The following is a 15,042-nucleotide window of genomic DNA, read 5'->3' as shown; positions in this document are numbered from 1 at the left end:
TGCTGCGGCAAGGGGGCGCGACAGACGCTGTGCTATGTCCAGTGCCCCAGCGCGCCGGCCAGCGCGATGGCCGCCATGGCGAGCAGAGCCAGCTTCCAGAAATCGCCGCGCCGCCTCAAGCCAGGCCAGCCGAGCGGCTTGATCAGCTGGATGGCCATCATGCCGATGATGACAAGGGCGAGCAGTTTCGACATGCTGCCTTTGACCAGCATCACGGACGGCTGTCAAAGCGCTTCTTGCATGGTCTCCGCCAATCCGGCCATTCCTGACAAAAGGCTCTTTTCCGAGCCGCCCGCAACGCACCTCGCAGCTTTCTTCAGCGACCTGACAGGCTCCTGACAGACTGCTGTCAGGAGGGGTGTGCGATAGTGTCTCCATCAGAGAAGAGGAGACGGTCATGAACAGCTTTGGTATTTTGAACAGCGTACAGCACTACGTCGGCAAGATCCGCACGATGCGCAATGAAGTCCGTACCCAGCGCTTCTTGAACTCCCTGCCGGCGGACATCCGCAAGGACATTGGCTGGCCCGATATGTATGAGGGTCGCAGCCGCATTCGCAAGGTCTGAGGCTTTTTTTCATGACAATGCTTGGATGCGGCCCCTGCAACGCCCAGATCATTGACATGAAACTCGGCCAGCGATGCCCCGGGCTGGCGCAAACCTTTTTTGTGTGCTCGCTACCGACGATGCTGAAGGCTCCTGACAGAATGCTGTCAGGAGCACCATGCCATAAACGTGTCAGGAGACATGGATGGTGAAAAGCTGGAATGAAAGGCTGAACACGCCGGGCATCAATGGCGTGAAACCGACGCCGCGCACGATAGGTGACGTCGTCGAGGGTCAGCCGATGCTGGTGCCGACGGCCCGCCAGGTCGATGATTTCATCCGCTCCCTACCCAACGGCGTCGAGATGGACGTCCGCGCCTTGCGCACCGCTCTCGCCATCGAGCACGGGGTGCAAGTGACATGTCCGGTCACCATCGGCTATCATCTGCGCACTGTTGCAGAAGCCGCCAATGAGGATCTCGAGCGCGGCCTGGAATTGTCAGCGATTGCGCCGTTCTGGCGCGTGCTCGACACCAACGCGCCGACGACGAAGAAACTGTCCTTCGGCGCGGAATTCGTCGCCGCGCAGCGCAAGCGCGAAGGATTGAAACCATAATGGATGTCGCCCGGAACCGGTTTGGGGACCACGACATTCATAGAAACGCAGCCGAGGGACCATACGATGCGCCGTGCCGACAGGCTCTTCCAGATCGTGCAGCATCTGCGCGGTGGCCGGCTGGTCACCGCCCAGAAGCTCGGCACCTGGCTCGAGGTTTCCGAGCGAACCATCTACCGCGACATTGCCGACCTGCAGTCGACCGGGGTGCCGATCGACGGCGAGGCGGGCGTTGGCTACATGATGAGGGAGGGTTTCGACCTTCCGCCGCTGATGTTCACGCGTGACGAGATCGTCGCGCTGGTCGCAGGTGCCCGCATGGTGCGCGCCTTTGGTGGTGCGGCCATGGCGCGTGCCGCCGACGAGGCGCTGGTCAAGATCGGCGCCGTGCTGCCCGACGCCGAGAAAGACCGCATCGCCCGCACCGAGATCCACACGCCGATGTGGGTGGTGAGCGACGCCGCCCGCGAGGCGATCGACCTGATCGAGCGCGCCGTCGAGAAGCGCCAGGTGCTGACCATCGACTATCGCGACGAGGCCGGTCGCGGCACCGCGCGCGATATCCGTCCGCTCGGCCTGTGGTTCTGGGGCAAGGTATGGACACTGGTCGCCTGGTGCGAGATGCGCGACGATTTCCGCGCCTTCCGCATCGACCGCATCGGCTCCGTGGTCATCGCCGGCCGTATCTTCAAGCCGGAGCGCGGCAAGCAGCTTGCCGATTTCTACCGCGCGGTCGAACGCTCCGAGGATTACGGCATGACGCCGGATCGGGCGGCGCGCAGCTGAGCTAACGGCAGCCACCAGCAAAAAGCCCGCGCGAAGCGGGCTTTTTTATTGGCATGGGAACCTTACTCGTCGCGAACCCTACTCGTCGTCGTTGGTGTCGCCGTTCTTGGACTTCAGCGCCGAGAGCTTGGCGAACACGGCATTGGCGTCGAGCTCGGCATCCTCATCCTTCGGCTTCTCCGGCGCCGGCACCAGCCGCTCGGTCAGGGCCGCCGGCAGCAGCGTGTCACCGACCGGCTGCGCCTGTTCGCGGCCGCGCGAGGCGCGGTTGACTTCCATGTCGAGGTCGATCTGCGAGGCGAGACCCAGCGTCACCGGATCCATCGGCTGCAGATTGGCCGAGTTCCAGTGCTTGCGCTCGCGGATCTGTTCGATCGTCGACTTGGTCGTACCGACCAGGCGGGAAATCTGCGCGTCCTTCAATTCCGGGTGGTTGCGCACCAGCCACAGGATGGCATTGGGCCGGTCCTGGCGCTTCGACAGCGGGGTGTAGCGCGGACCTTTGCGCTTGGATTCCGGCACCCGCACCTTGGGGTCGGACAGTTTCAGGCGCTGGTTCGGATCCTTCTCGGCGCGCGCGATCTCGTCGCGGGTCAGCTGTCCCGTCATGATCGGGTCCATGCCCTTGATGCCTTGCGCCGATTCGCCGTCGGCGATCGCCTTGACCTCGAGCGGATGCAGTCCGCAGAACTGCGCGATCTGTTCGAAGGAGAGCGCGGTGTTGTCGACCAGCCAGACGGCGGTCGCCTTGGGCATCAGCAGCGTATTGGCCATTTTCAAAATCCTTCTCGTTCGCCCGCGTTCCCGCGCGGGCGGTGGTTTAGAGCCACCAAAATGGGAAATTCGCGGCCTGTATAACCGCTCCGCCGCCGTTTCGCAATGTTTTTGGCGCAAGGTGCCCGCCGGACCCAGACTGCGTGGAGACCGGAAAAGCCTCGGCCTCGGCGCTCGTTGATGCCGAGTCATAAAAAGAGGGTCCAAAACGACAAAACCCGCCGGACAGGGTCCAGCGGGCTCGGAACCGGCGACGGTAAACGTCTGCTGCGGCTCTTGCTTCCAGCACATGGCCAGGCCTTACGGCCGGCCATGCTCCGAATTAGATGGCCTTGCGGGCAATCCGCTCGATGTCGCCGCGGCTGATGCCGAGGTCGCTGAGCTGACGGGCGTTGAGCTTGTTCAGCTCGCGCACGGTTTCGTTGTACATACGCCAGTTACGGAAAGCGCGGATCGGGTTCACGGTATTCCTCCAGTTGTTGGATCAAATCGTTTCGATGACGCTTAGATAGGCAGTGCTGCCCACAAATTGAACAGACGTCTTTGCATAGCCGCAATGCAAATGCTGCATTGCACCATTAAGCCTCTGTTCATATTGCTGGTAGCGATTGCACGCCCCAGGAAGGCCGGAAGCGCAGGCAGCCGCCGTTTGCAGGCCGGCCTCACCTGAATACCGGTACGTCCGTCCTAGCCGACGTCGAGAACGATCTTGCCTATATGCTCTCCCTCTTCCATGCGCTCATGCGCACGCCAGGCATCGGCCAGCGGGAAGATCATGTCCATGACCGGCGACACTTTGCGTGTGCTGAGCAGCGGCCACACCTGCGCTTCCAGCGCCGCAGCGATCGCTGCCTTGAACTCGACCGTGCGGGGCCGCAGCGTCGAGCCGGTATGGGTCAGCCGCTTGACCATGATTTTTGAAAAATCGGCGCTCGCCACCGCGCCGGCCTGGACGGCGATCTGGACAATCCTGCCCTCGACTGCCGCCGCCTCATAGTTGCGCTGGACGTAATCGCCGCCGACCATGTCGAGAATGACGTCGGCGCCCTTGCCGCCGGTGGCGTCCTTGACCGCGGCGACAAAATCCTCCTCGCGGTAGTTGATCGCCCGGTCGGCGCCGAGCTTCAGACAGGCGTCGCACTTCTCCTTGCTGCCGGCGGTGGTGACGACATAGGCGCCGAAGGCCGATGCCAGCTGGATCGCCGTGGTGCCGATGCCGGACGAGCCGCCATGGACGAGCAGCGTCTCGCCTTTCTTCAGGCCGCCGCGCTCGAACACATTGTGCCAGACGGTGAAATAGTTCTCCGGCACCGCGGCCGCTTCCGTATGGGTGAAGCCGGCGGGCAACGGCAGCACGCTGCCGGAATGAACCTTGACGTATTCGGCATAGCCGCCGCCCGGCGTCAGCGCGCAGACCCGGTCGCCGAGGCGCCAGCGCGATATCTCGTCGCCAAGTGCTGCCACTTCGCCCGATGCCTCGAGGCCGGGCAGGTCCGAAGCGCCGGGCGGTGGCGGATAGGCGCCCTTGCGCTGCTGCACGTCGGGTCGGTTGACGCCGGCCGCACGCACCCGGATCAGGATTTCGCCGGGATCGGGCACCGGCACGTCGCGCGTTTCCGGTTTCAGCACCCGCGGTCCGCCCGGTTGCGAAATTGCAATGGCCGTCATCCTGGTCGGAATTTTATGTCCGCTCGCCATGAAGTTTTCCGTCCCGATCCTGCCGGTCTGTCGCCGGCTGTTTGCATCAGCACCCCTGCCCTATGTATGCTGATTGCCGGATCAGGCAAATGCTGAATCAGGGAGGAGCGACGATGGCGATCTTCGACGACGAACCCAAAAAGAAATCCAGGCCGCATGAAATCGGACAGGATCTGTCGCTGCTGTCGGTCGGTGACCTGACCGAGCGGATCGGCATCCTGCGCGACGAGATCGCCCGGCTGGAAGCCGAATTGCAGACCAAGGGCAGCACCAAATCGGCGGCCGAAGCCCTGTTTCGCCGCGGCTAATTTTCGCGTTGGTTTCGGCGTCGGAGCATCCGCCGCCGAAAAGCCCGAATGCGCCTGTCTTCAGAGCTGCTCCCGTCTTCAGAACTGACATGCCCCTCCAGCCGGATCAAACAATGTTTGCAAGTTACAGACCGATCCTCTCGCTGCTTCGCGGCACTGCTTTCCTGCTCGCGGCTTCGGGATTGCACGGCCTGCTGTTGCCGCTGCGTGGCCAGATCGAAGGGTTTTCGACGGCATCGCTCGGCCTGATGGGCACCGCCTGGGCCGGCGGCTTCGTCACCGGCTGCTTCTTCGCACCGCGCCTGGTGCGCCGCGCCGGCCATGTCAGGGCCTTCGGCGCCTTTGCCGCGTCGGGCGCGATCGTCGCCCTGCTCACCGGCCTGATCATCGACGAATATGTCTGGATCCTGCTGCGCGCCTTCACCGGCTTTACCATGGCCGGCGCCTTCATGGTCATCGAAAGCTGGCTCAACGAAAAGGCCACCAACGAGAACCGCGGCACCGTCTTCGGCCTCTACATGATGGTTACCTATGCCTCGATCATGGGCGGCCAGATGATCGTTGCCGGCGGCGACGTCAGATCGGCATCGCTGTTCATGATCACCGGCATCTTGTTCTGCCTGTCGCTGATCCCGACCGCGGTGTCGTCGGCCTCGTCTCCCAAGCCGTTGCAGGACGTCAAGCTCGACGTCAAAGGGCTTTATGCCAACTCGCCGGTGTCGGCGATCGCCTGCCTTCTGGTCGGCATTGCCAACGGCGCCTGGGGCACGCTGGGCGCCGTCTATGGCGCCCGCATCGGCATTTCCACCGCCGAGATCGCGCTGATGATGAGCCTTGTCGTTGTTGCCGGTGCCGCCATGCAGCTTCCGGCCGGGCGCCTCTCCGACAAGACCGACCGTCGTTTCGTGCTGGCGGGCGCCGCCTTCGGCGCCGCACTGTTCGCCATCCTGATCTTCCTGTTGGAACCGCGCTCCTCCCTGTTCGTCATCGTCTTCACCGCCGCCTATGGCGCCTTTGCCTACACGCTCTATTCGATCGCCGTGGCGCATGCCAACGACCACGCGCGCGCCGAGGATTTCGTCAAGGTCTCCGGCGGCCTGCTGCTTCTGTACGGGTTCGGCACCATGATCGGGCCCTTGCTGGCCGCCGCCCTGATGGGCTGGTTCCGCCCCGAAGGCCTTTTCCTGGCCACCGCGTTGGCGCATCTCAGCCTCGCCGCCTACACGCTGCTGCGCATCAGCCGCCGCGCGCCGGTGCCGATCGAAGACCGCGACGCATTCAAGACCCAGCCGGCCGATCGCTCGGTCACCCCTGAAGCATTGCGGCTCAGAAAAGCGGAAGCTGACGGTTGAGATTTGAAAAGCTTTGCCCCACAAGTATAGGCATGATCTTTTCTGACGCCTTCATGGCGATTGCCGATCCCAACCGGCGCTATCTCCTGGAAGAGCTCCGGCGCGGCCCGAAAACCGTCAACGAACTGGCTTCGGGCCTGCCAGTCTCTCGCCCGGCCGTGTCCCAGCATTTGAAAGTGTTGCTGGACGCCGGTCTGGTTCAGGCCAAGGCCGAAGGCACGAGGCGGGTCTATACGGTCAGCAGTGCCGGCTTCCTCAAGCTCAATATTTGGCTAGACCAGTTCTGGGAAGCATAGGCTGGGCGCGACGCGGAAAATACAGCCGGTCCTTGCCCCCTTGCCTTACGACAGGAGGACCACCGATGCGACGCGAAACGCTTCTTGGCGCCGTGACTGCGGTTAATCTGGTTTTGGTCGCCGCCACCGGTTTGATGCAGATTCTCCCGGCCAAAGCGCGAGACGGCACCGGCATCTTGCGCGGCAGCGGTCTTGAAATCGTCGACAGCGAAGGCCGGCTGCGCTCCAGCATTTCGATCCTGCCGGCGACGGCAGGCGAGGCCGAGACCGTGCTGTTCCGGCTGATCCCCGAAAACGGCCAGCCCTCGGTCAAGATCGCCGCCTCGACCGCCAGCGCCGGGCTGAGCTTCGTTGGCGGCGATCCTCGAAGCCGACGGACCCGAAACCCGGCTCAAGATGGTGGAGCCGGAAGGGCGCGAGAAGTTGATCGCACCCTAGGCGAGATCGTGCAGATCAGCCGTTATTGTAGGGGAAGAATTTGAAGTAGGGCTGCGCCTCCTCGACCACCCTGGCGAAAGAGGGCCGCTTGAGCAGGCGATCATGATAGCGTTTCACGGCGGGATAGCTGTCGCCGAACGGCTCGACCTTGTTGGCGTAGAAGAGTGCCGGCGAGGCCGCACAGTCGGCCATGGTGAAGCTATGGCCGGCCGCCCAGATTTTCGAGCGCATCTCCTCCTCGACGATCGCGTAGGCGTTGCGCAGTTGCGCGCGCGCGTCCTCGACCCCGAACGGATCGGTCTTGTCCTGCGGCCGCAGCCTGTCGCCGACGATCTTTTGCATCGGCGCCTGGACGTAGAAATCATAGAAACGGTCGGCTTGGCGGACGGCCAGCGCCAGATCGATGTCTGTGGGGATGAGCTCGACCGGACCTGGATAGTGCGCGGCGAGATATTCGATGACGATGGTCGATTCCAGCACGGTGCGCTTGCGCGCTTCGTCACGCAGCGCCGGCATCTTGCCGGTCGGCGACACCTTCCGGAACGCCGCGCGCGACTGCTCGTTGCCGAGATCGACGATGACCGGGGTGAAGGGCGTGTCGTTCTCGTAAAACGCAATCAGCGGTTTCCAGCAGAACGATGCCAGCGGATGGAAATGGAACGTCAGGGACATGCTTTGCTCGCTTGTTTTCGAATTCGTTGACACTGCCTGACAACACCGAAATGTCACCTGGCTATTTCCGCAGGGGAGCCTGTCAAGCCTCTGTCAGGGCTTGGTATGGGCAATGATAGCTGCGGCAATCGTGCCCCAATCCTGGGGATGCAGTTCGTGGCCACCGCCTTCGATGCGGACAAGCCGTGCGCCGGCGATGGCATCGGCAAGGGCCGCGCCATGCTCAACTGGAAAGATCGGATCCGATGTCCCGTGGATGACGAGCAGCGGGGCCTTGATCTCGTGCAGGCGCCTTTTCATATCCTCGCCGCCTTTCAGCATGAAATGGTTGGTCGCGCTCAAAAAGCCGCCGGATCGGTCATAGTCCCGTTCAATGAACGCCCGCATCGCCTTCTCGTCGAACGGATGCGCGGTGCTTGCGATGGCCTGGGCGTCCTTGACGACGAAGTCGATCACCTGGTCGCGGTCCGACCAGTCGACCTTGGCGCCGTCGGCCGAGTGCTCCATATAGGCCTCGGTCGTCCCCGGCAGATGCGATGTGTCGATGCCCACCGGCGAACTGCTGATCACCGTCAGCGAGATGACACGCGAGGGATGTTTCAACACCAGTCGTTGCGCGATCATGCCGCCCATCGACATCCCGACCACGTGCGCCTTCCCGATACCATGGCTGTCGAGGACGCCGACGGCATCGTCCGCCATGTCGTCGAACGTGTAGGGCGGTTCACCCGGCGCATATTTGGTCGACAGGCCGGTGTCGCGGTTGTCGTAGCGGATCACGAAACGACCTTCGCCGGCAAGTTTTTTGCAAAGCGCCTCCGGCCACCACAGCATCGAGGCCATGGCGCCCATGATCAGCAGCATGGCTGGATCCCGGGGATCGCCAAACGTCTGGGAGACGATTTCGGGTGCTGCGGCCTTTGTTATGGGAGTCTCGTCGCTTAAGCTTCAAACTGATTGCATTTTGCAATCGGTTGCACGATAATAAAACTGATACGATAATGCAACCAGTTTTTTGGGGAGAGTCGGATGAAAACCGAACACCGTTCGGGATGCCCTATCAATTTGTCGCTGGAGGTATTCGGCGACCGCTGGAGCCTGATCATCCTGCGCGACATGATTTTTGGCGGCAAACGCCACTTTCGCGAGCTGCTCAACGGCTCGATCGAGGGCATCGCTTCCAACATCCTGGCCGACCGGCTGAAGCGGCTGATGGAACTCGGCATGCTGACCAAGGCCGACGACCCCTCGCACAAGCAGAAGGCGATCTACAGCCTGACCGAAATGGCCATCACGCTGGTGCCGATCATGGCCCATCTCGGCGCCTGGGGGCGCGTCTGGCTGCCGGTCAGCGAAGAACTTTCGATCCGCGCCGAGCTCCTGGAAAAAGGCGGGCCGGCGATGTGGGATCAGTTCATGGACGAGCTGCGCCACGAGCATCTGGGTACGCCAGTTGCAGCGCCGGGGCGGCCTTCCGTCCGCGCCACATTGCAGGCCGGATATGAGGCGGTGGTTGCTCGCAAGGCGTCGAGCGCCGCCTAGAGCATGATGCCGAAAAGTGTGAAGCGGTTTTCGGACGACATCATGCTCTACTTCTTTAATTTAGAGGCGGATGACTTCAGGTCGATTCGACCTGAAGTCATCCGGCTCTAGGCCGCCGCCTCCTGACCAACTTATTTTCCCATTTATAGGGCGGCTCTGCTATCAAGGGGCTGAAAAACATAATTTATGGGATTGGATAACGCTCTTGGTTGAGAACTCTAAGGATACTGCCCGCGCCCGGGCAGATATGCGTTTCAAGAAGCAGGAAGAGGCAGCCACGGTGCGGCAAAAGGCGATGGCGGAGTATGTCGCCGAGGCCGACGCCCGCCAGGCCAAGACCAACAAGCTGCGGGCATTGCGCCTCGCCAAGGAAGCCGAAGACCTCGCCAACGCACCCGCCGCCCCGGTCAAGAAGCCCGCGCGGGCCAAGAAAAAAATCGCCTGACGATTCCCATGGTCGATGGCAGACTAGCGGCCGAGCATATCGGCCGGATGCCGGTCAACGGCACGCCGCTATGACCGCCTGCCATTCCGCTTTCCCACGCGAAGCAATTTCAACCGCAACCGGGATTTCGCATCTCGCGTGTCAGGCCGATGATTGACGCGTTTTGAACAGGAGACAGCCATGACCGCACTGACCCTCGAAAAGGCCAAGCACATCATCGACACCGCTTTCGCCAAGGGCGCTGAACTGAAGCTGAAGCCGCTCGGCGTCTCCGTGCTCGATGCCGGCGCTCATCTCGTCGCCTTCCAGCGTCAGGACGGCGCCTCGTTCCTGCGCCCGCAAATGTCGGCCGGCAAGGCCTATGGCGCGCTCGCCATCGGCATGGGCTCGCGCCGCGTCGAGGCCTTCGCCAAGGAGCGGCCGCATCTCGTTGCCGGCATTTCCGACGTCTCGGGTGGGCGCGTCCTGCCGGTCGTCGGCGGCGTGCTGATCCGCGACAAGTCAGGCGCCGTCATCGGCGCCGTCGGCATATCGGGCGATACGTCGGACAATGACGAAGCCGCCGCCATCGCCGGCATCGAAGCCGCCGGCTTCACCGCCGATCCGGGCTAAGGCTTCGGCTAGTTCAGGTTGATATCCCGGCTCGCCGACCGCATCGAGACCGAGAAACCGGCCAGCACGTCGAACAGGGCGATCACCATCAGCGTGAAGAAGACGGAGTGCGCCGCGCCCTTCACCAGCAGGAATTCGACCAGGAACGCCACGAAGACCAGCGTCGACAACAGATGGTCCATGATCGAGGCGTTCGTGGTGCGCACCGATTTCACCATTTCGAGGAACAGGAACATCAGCCCGATCACCACCATCAGGTCGCCGAGCGTCATCGAAAACACCCCGCCAGACATCATGCGGAATGAGAAGATTTCGGTGGCCCACGGATCGTCGCCGCTGCCGAATATTCCGAGGAGTCCGAGATTGTAGGCCACGAAGGGCACGATCAGCAGCGGGATGGCACCGAACATCAGGCGTCTCCTCTAGCAATTCCAGGAAAGTGTGAGCGGTCCGGAATTGCGTAAACAATGGGGGCACCTTCTGTAGAATGCCCCGCAAGCACGCCGTCAAGATTTTTCGCTAACAGCCATGAACACGGTCGAAGACCGGGTGCAACAACCGTGTCACCCGGCTCAGCGCCTGAACTGGCCGGTGCGTACGGCAGCGCCGATGGCATTGAGGATGATGATGCCGGCGGTCAATGATGTGATCTCGTTGACGTCGCGCGCCGGTGCGATCTCGACAATGTCCATGCCGACCACGCGCCCCTTGGCGAACAGCCCCTTGATCAGCTCGATCGTCTGCCGGTAGCTGATGCCGCCAGGTGCCGGCCCTTCGACTGCCGGCATCACCGCGGGATCGAGGCCGTCGGCGTCGATGGTCAGGTAGTAGCGGCCGCCATCCGGGATGCGCTTGAGCAGCGCCGCCGTGCCGATGTCCTGCCATTCATTGGCAGTGATTATGTTGGAGCCATAGGCGCGGGCCGCCTCCACCTCCTCGACGCGGGCGCTGCCCTGGCCACGGATGCCGAGCTGGAAAATCTCGGCGATATGCGCCATCTCCGAGGCGCGGCGGATCGGGCTGGAATAGCCTGACGCCGTTGACGTTGTCGCGCCAGTCGAGATGGGCGTCGATCTGCACCAGGGTGATCGGCCCTTCGCCGTCAAACGCGCGGAAGATCGGGATCGGAATGCCGTGATCGCCGCCAATGGTGATCGGCAAGGCGCCGGCGGCGCGGATCTTGCGGATCGCTACTTCGGCCAGCCCGTAGTGGCCGCCGGCGGCATCGCCGGGGACATCGCCGACATCGACCACCTTGACGTCCTGTCCGTCGAACAGGGTCCCGCCAATGTCGAAATCATAACGGTCGAGCCCGAGACTGATGCGCTGCGAGGCGCGCCGCACCGCGGTCGGCGCGTTGGTCTAGTCGTTGATCAGCTCGTCGATCGTGTAGGGACTGCCGTAAGGCATGCCGATGATGGCGACATCGGCCTTCAGCGCATCGATATCCTCGACCAGCGGGAAATTCACGAAGGTCTGAAACACATCGCGCGGCGCTGTGGTGAGCTTGGTCATGCGGTTTCCTCTGTCGCCCCACCAACGGTGCAGGCACGTGCTTCAGCCGCAATCGCGGCGACGCAACGCAATACAGCACCGCGACGGCTGCGTGTATCGCCAGCGACGGTTCGGCCTTTGGCATAGAGAACGGCGCAAAGCAGCCAGGCGGCCATCAAACGCAAAAAGACCGGCCAATGGCCGGTCTTTTGGGTATTCGACCTTCGAAAAGCTGGTCTCAGCTTTCCTTGGGCGTCAAAACCTGGCGGCCGCGATACATGCCGGTCTTCAGGTCGATGTGGTGCGGGCGGCGCATTTCGCCGGAATTCTTGTCCTCGACATAGGTCGGGGCCTTGAGAGCGTCGGCCGAGCGGCGCATGCCGCGCTTGGACGGAGAGGTTTTTCGTTTCGGAACGGCCATGGATATGCTCCACTACATGGTCAAAATGCCCCGATAGCCCTCGTGAAAGGGCCGCGTCAGGGCCATAATCTGAGAAAGTCGGGTGCCTATACACGCCCTGCGCCGTTTTGGCCAGCACTGCGGCGAATTTTTTTGAGCCGGCAGCGGTTCATCCTAATCAAGACAACCGACATAGGCGCCGGAACGGCCGGCGCGGCGTTCGATGAGCGACGCCAGCCGCCGCAGACCCGGACCGGGCTTGGCCGGATTGCGGGCGATCGGATTGGGCAGCGAGACGGCGAGCAATGCCGCCTGCCGCCGCGACAGCCGTTTTGCCGAAACGCCGAAATGATGCTGGGCGGCGGCCTCGATGCCGTAAATGCCCGGTCCCCACTCGGCGATGTTGAGGTAGATCTCCATGATCCGCCGTTTCGACATCACCGCGTCGAAATAAACGGCCAGCGGCAGTTCGACCACCTTGCGCACCGAGCCCAGCGGCCGCGACCACAGGAAAAGGTTCTTCACCGTCTGCATGGTGATGGTCGAGGCGCCGCGCGTTGCCTCGCCGGCCAGCGCATCGTCGACGACGCCGCGCAACTCGCCAAGGTCGACGCCGCGATGGAAGCAGAACTGCCCGTCCTCCGACATGATCACGGAATTGGCCAGCACCGGCGACACATCGTCGATCGACACCCAGCGCCGGTCGTAGCCGGAAAACGTCGCCAGGTCCTTCACCATCAAGGTCGATATCGGATGCACGAAGGACGGCAAATAAAGGAAGGTCAGCACAATGGGGATCGCCACCAGCACGGCGGCGACGACCAGGCAGCGCCGAGCCAGGCGCTTCAGACCGGCGCGGTTCACGCGCCTCGGTCGCGCCATGTCCAGCCCTTCGGTTTCATGATCGACGATCGGTTCCGTCAAGCCGCCCACCCGCGCCACTCTCCCGCCTCCGGCATAATGGCGCGAGGCTTCTTGCGCAACGTCTGAGTGTCGGCTACCGCTCCCGGCCATGACGAAAGACGAGCAAATGGCCTTTGAAGCCGCACTTTTGGTGCGGGCGGCGGCGATCGAGACCGAGCTCAGGCTGTTGCTCGACGGCCGCACGCTTGCCGGCGAGATCGCCCGGCCGGAGCGCCTGATGGCCGCCATGCGGCATGGCGTGCTGAACGGCGGCAAGCGGCTGCGCCCCTTCCTGGTCATGGAAAGTGCCGCTCTTTTTGGCGCCGATGGCGAGGCCGCATCGCGCGTGGCAGCCGCGCTCGAATGCGTGCATTGCTATTCGCTGATCCATGACGATCTGCCTGCTATGGACGATGACGATCTGCGTCGCGGCCAGCCCACCGTGCACAGGGCCTTCGACGAGGCCACCGCCATCCTGGCCGGCGACGCGCTGTTGACGCTTGCCTTCGATATCCTCGCCGATGAGGCGACGGCCTTGCCGGCGGAGCGGCGCGCAGCCCTGGTGCTGGCGCTGGCGCGCGCGGCCGGCGCCGGCGGCATGGTCGGCGGCCAGACGCTCGACCTCGAGGCCGAGCGCGACAGGCCTGATGAGGCCGGCATCATCCGGCTGCAGGCGATGAAGACCGGCGCGCTGATCCGCTTCGCCTGCGAAGCCGGCGCCATCATTGCCGGCGCCGCCCCGCAGGACCGCGACCGGCTGGCCGAATTCGGCTCGGCGGTCGGGCTTGCCTTCCAGCTTGCCGACGATCTGCTCGACCTGACCGCGGATGCCAGCCAGATGGGCAAGGCGACCGGCAAGGACGCTGCCGCCGGCAAGGCGACGCTGGTCGCGCTGCACGGCACGAACTGGGCGCGCAGCCAGCTCCATGGGCTGGTCAAGCAGGCGCATGAATTGCTCGAGCCTTACGGTGAACAGGCAGCCTTGCTGAAGGCAGCAGCAAGCTTCGTGGCAATCCGCAACAGCTAACCTTTTGGCCAATCGGACAGCTGACACCGTTCTCGAAATTTGTCCGCTTTGCGCTGCTTTGCCCAGGGTCACTTGATCGCCGCGAAGCAAGTGGGTGCGCTACCTGACCTTGACGACGACCTTGCCCTTGGCACGTCCTGTTTCGACGTAAGCCAGCGCCTCATTGGTCGCTTCAAAGGGAAAGACCCTGTCGACAACCGGGCGGATCGCCCCATCTTCGATGAGGGACGTGATTTTGCTCAGCTGCTCACCTTGCGCCCACATGAACAGGAACGAAAATCCCACGCCTCGGCGCTTGGCTTTGGTCCGAATACCGCGGCTCAGCAGGCGCAGCAGGAGCCTTAGCACCACGTTCAGCCCCTGCGTCCTGGCAAATTCGGGATCCGGCGGACCGGAAATGGAGATGAGCTTGCCGCCCGGCTTCAGCACATTCAGGGATTTTTCAAGCGTCTTGGCGTCCTGGCTGTTCAGGACGACGTCGTAGCCCGACAAGACGTTCTCGAAGTCGTCTTTCTTGTAGTCGACGACGACATCGGCGCCGAGACCCTTGACCAGGTCGGCACTCGCCGCGCTCGCCGTTGTCGCAACGGTCGCGCCGAGGTGCTTTGCCAGTTGGATGGCGAATGTCCCCACGCCGCCGGAGCCAGCCTGGATGAAGATCTTCTGGCCTTTCTTCAGGCCTGCCCTCTCGACGAGAGCCTGCCAGGCGGTCAGACCCACCAGAGGGATTGAAGCCGCTTCTTCCATGCTGAGGTTCGCGGGCTTCAGGGCCACATCGGCTTCATCGATTGCGATGAATTCGGCAAATGTCCCGATCCGACCGTCGCGCGGCCGCGCATAGACAGCGTCGCCGGGTTTGAATTTGCGGACTTTCGAGCCCACCCTGACAACCCTCCCAGCCACGTCGTGGCCAAGGATGAAGGGCCGGCGATAGGGCAGGATGAGCTTGAATTCGCCGGTCCTAACCTTGGAATCCAGCAGGTTCACCGCTGCGGCATGGACCTCAACCAGGACATCATTGTCCTGCAACTCCGGCTCCGGCATCTCGGCCAGCCGCAGAATGCCTTTCTTGTTATATTTATCGACAACGAATGCCTTCATGGCAGTGACTTTCTGAAAGTGATTGATGTGC

Annotated in this window: 21 protein-coding genes and 1 pseudogene; 11 read left to right on the top strand and 11 right to left on the bottom strand. The window is 62.9% G+C overall.

Annotated elements, in window-relative coordinates; all coding sequences use genetic code 11:
* Positions 1-32: 32 nt before the first annotated feature.
* A complete protein-coding gene (locus JQK88_RS23340; protein ID WP_192259384.1) occupies positions 33-215 on the bottom strand; it encodes a hypothetical protein in 183 nt (60 codons plus the stop codon).
* Between the two features lie 182 nt (positions 216-397).
* On the opposite strand from JQK88_RS23340, the gene JQK88_RS23335 reads away from it, so the two are divergent.
* The 3 genes from JQK88_RS23335 (at position 398) to JQK88_RS23325 (ending at position 1,949) form a co-directional block, all read left to right on the top strand.
* Positions 398-568, top strand: a complete 171-nt coding sequence (locus tag JQK88_RS23335) for a hypothetical protein (RefSeq protein ID WP_192259307.1) — start codon at positions 398-400, stop codon at positions 566-568.
* A gap of 184 nt (positions 569-752) precedes the next feature.
* A complete protein-coding gene (locus JQK88_RS23330) occupies positions 753-1,163 on the top strand; it encodes a hypothetical protein (RefSeq protein ID WP_203279566.1) in 411 nt (136 codons plus the stop codon).
* Positions 1,164-1,229: 66 nt separating this feature from the next.
* Complete coding sequence (locus JQK88_RS23325; RefSeq protein ID WP_192259305.1) at positions 1,230-1,949, top strand: helix-turn-helix transcriptional regulator; 720 nt, start codon at positions 1,230-1,232, stop codon at positions 1,947-1,949.
* 78 nt (positions 1,950-2,027) lie between these two features.
* On the opposite strand, the gene JQK88_RS23320 is transcribed toward JQK88_RS23325, so the two are convergent.
* The 3 genes from JQK88_RS23320 to JQK88_RS23310 form a co-directional block, all read right to left on the bottom strand.
* Positions 2,028-2,723: a DUF1013 domain-containing protein gene (locus tag JQK88_RS23320; protein ID WP_192259304.1), complete on the bottom strand. Its 696-nt coding sequence runs from the start codon at positions 2,721-2,723 to the stop codon at positions 2,028-2,030.
* Between the two features lie 322 nt (positions 2,724-3,045).
* A complete protein-coding gene (locus JQK88_RS23315; RefSeq protein WP_023670143.1) occupies positions 3,046-3,186 on the bottom strand; it encodes a DUF1127 domain-containing protein in 141 nt (46 codons plus the stop codon).
* 224 nt (positions 3,187-3,410) lie between these two features.
* A complete protein-coding gene (locus JQK88_RS23310; protein ID WP_203279565.1) occupies positions 3,411-4,421 on the bottom strand; it encodes an NAD(P)H-quinone oxidoreductase in 1,011 nt (336 codons plus the stop codon).
* Positions 4,422-4,534: 113 nt separating this feature from the next.
* On the opposite strand from JQK88_RS23310, the gene JQK88_RS23305 reads away from it, so the two are divergent.
* From JQK88_RS23305 to JQK88_RS23290, 4 genes are all read left to right on the top strand, one after another.
* Positions 4,535-4,729, top strand: coding sequence for a DUF1192 domain-containing protein (locus tag JQK88_RS23305; RefSeq protein ID WP_112559543.1), 195 nt, complete (start codon positions 4,535-4,537; stop codon positions 4,727-4,729).
* Positions 4,730-4,737: 8 nt separating this feature from the next.
* The gene (locus JQK88_RS23300; RefSeq protein ID WP_376740446.1) at positions 4,738-6,081 is read left to right on the top strand and encodes an MFS transporter; all 1,344 of its coding nucleotides are present in this window, start codon (positions 4,738-4,740) and stop codon (positions 6,079-6,081) included.
* A gap of 32 nt (positions 6,082-6,113) precedes the next feature.
* A complete protein-coding gene (locus JQK88_RS23295) occupies positions 6,114-6,377 on the top strand; it encodes an ArsR/SmtB family transcription factor (protein WP_023706277.1) in 264 nt (87 codons plus the stop codon).
* Positions 6,378-6,490: 113 nt separating this feature from the next.
* Entirely contained in the window at positions 6,491-6,859 is a 369-nt protein-coding gene (locus JQK88_RS23290) for a hypothetical protein (RefSeq protein ID WP_246749991.1), read from the top strand.
* On the opposite strand, the gene JQK88_RS23285 is transcribed toward JQK88_RS23290, so the two are convergent.
* Together JQK88_RS23285 and JQK88_RS23280 are read right to left on the bottom strand one after the other, a co-directional pair.
* Positions 6,831-7,487 (bottom strand): glutathione S-transferase family protein, encoded by a 657-nt coding sequence (locus tag JQK88_RS23285; protein ID WP_203279563.1) that lies wholly within the window; start codon positions 7,485-7,487, stop codon positions 6,831-6,833. The two genes, JQK88_RS23290 and JQK88_RS23285, sit on opposite strands and share 29 nt — an antisense overlap.
* Positions 7,488-7,580: 93 nt before the next feature.
* The gene (locus tag JQK88_RS23280; RefSeq protein WP_203279562.1) at positions 7,581-8,351 is read right to left on the bottom strand and encodes an alpha/beta fold hydrolase; all 771 of its coding nucleotides are present in this window, start codon (positions 8,349-8,351) and stop codon (positions 7,581-7,583) included.
* A 165-nt stretch (positions 8,352-8,516) separates the two neighbouring features.
* Between JQK88_RS23280 and JQK88_RS23275 the strand changes: the two genes are divergently transcribed.
* The 3 genes from JQK88_RS23275 (at position 8,517) to JQK88_RS23265 (ending at position 10,086) form a co-directional block, all read left to right on the top strand.
* A complete protein-coding gene (locus JQK88_RS23275) occupies positions 8,517-9,029 on the top strand; it encodes a winged helix-turn-helix transcriptional regulator (RefSeq protein WP_192259298.1) in 513 nt (170 codons plus the stop codon).
* A gap of 205 nt (positions 9,030-9,234) precedes the next feature.
* The gene (locus JQK88_RS23270; protein ID WP_142869345.1) at positions 9,235-9,474 is read left to right on the top strand and encodes a hypothetical protein; all 240 of its coding nucleotides are present in this window, start codon (positions 9,235-9,237) and stop codon (positions 9,472-9,474) included.
* A 180-nt stretch (positions 9,475-9,654) separates the two neighbouring features.
* Positions 9,655-10,086 carry a GlcG/HbpS family heme-binding protein gene (locus JQK88_RS23265; protein WP_203279561.1) on the top strand — a complete coding sequence of 144 codons (432 nt, stop codon included), beginning with the start codon at positions 9,655-9,657 and terminating at the stop codon, positions 10,084-10,086.
* A gap of 8 nt (positions 10,087-10,094) precedes the next feature.
* On the opposite strand, the gene JQK88_RS23260 is transcribed toward JQK88_RS23265, so the two are convergent.
* The 4 genes and pseudogenes from JQK88_RS23260 to JQK88_RS23245 all read right to left on the bottom strand — a co-directional run bounded on the left by JQK88_RS23260 (position 10,095) and on the right by JQK88_RS23245 (position 12,913).
* On the bottom strand, positions 10,095-10,496 hold the full coding sequence (locus tag JQK88_RS23260) for a hypothetical protein (protein WP_192259296.1): 402 nt from the start codon (positions 10,494-10,496) through the stop codon (positions 10,095-10,097).
* 162 nt (positions 10,497-10,658) lie between these two features.
* Positions 10,659-11,601 (bottom strand): annotated as a pseudogene (locus JQK88_RS23255) (arginase family protein).
* 217 nt (positions 11,602-11,818) lie between these two features.
* Positions 11,819-12,001, bottom strand: a complete 183-nt coding sequence (rpmF, locus tag JQK88_RS23250; protein WP_008834724.1) for a 50S ribosomal protein L32 — start codon at positions 11,999-12,001, stop codon at positions 11,819-11,821.
* 153 nt (positions 12,002-12,154) lie between these two features.
* The gene (locus JQK88_RS23245; RefSeq protein ID WP_203279560.1) at positions 12,155-12,913 is read right to left on the bottom strand and encodes a biosynthetic peptidoglycan transglycosylase; all 759 of its coding nucleotides are present in this window, start codon (positions 12,911-12,913) and stop codon (positions 12,155-12,157) included.
* Positions 12,914-12,992: 79 nt separating this feature from the next.
* Between JQK88_RS23245 and JQK88_RS23240 the strand changes: the two genes are divergently transcribed.
* Entirely contained in the window at positions 12,993-13,910 is a 918-nt protein-coding gene (locus tag JQK88_RS23240; protein WP_203279559.1) for a polyprenyl synthetase family protein, read from the top strand.
* Positions 13,911-14,009: 99 nt separating this feature from the next.
* On the opposite strand, the gene JQK88_RS23235 is transcribed toward JQK88_RS23240, so the two are convergent.
* Positions 14,010-15,011 (bottom strand): NADP-dependent oxidoreductase, encoded by a 1,002-nt coding sequence (locus JQK88_RS23235; RefSeq protein WP_203279558.1) that lies wholly within the window; start codon positions 15,009-15,011, stop codon positions 14,010-14,012.
* Between the last annotated feature and the right edge of the window lie 31 nt (positions 15,012-15,042).

It is taken from the genome of Mesorhizobium caraganae (genome assembly GCF_016836705.1).
Classification (GTDB): Bacteria; Pseudomonadota; Alphaproteobacteria; order Rhizobiales; family Rhizobiaceae; genus Mesorhizobium; species Mesorhizobium caraganae.
This window is presented reverse-complemented; position numbering and strand designations above follow the sequence as displayed.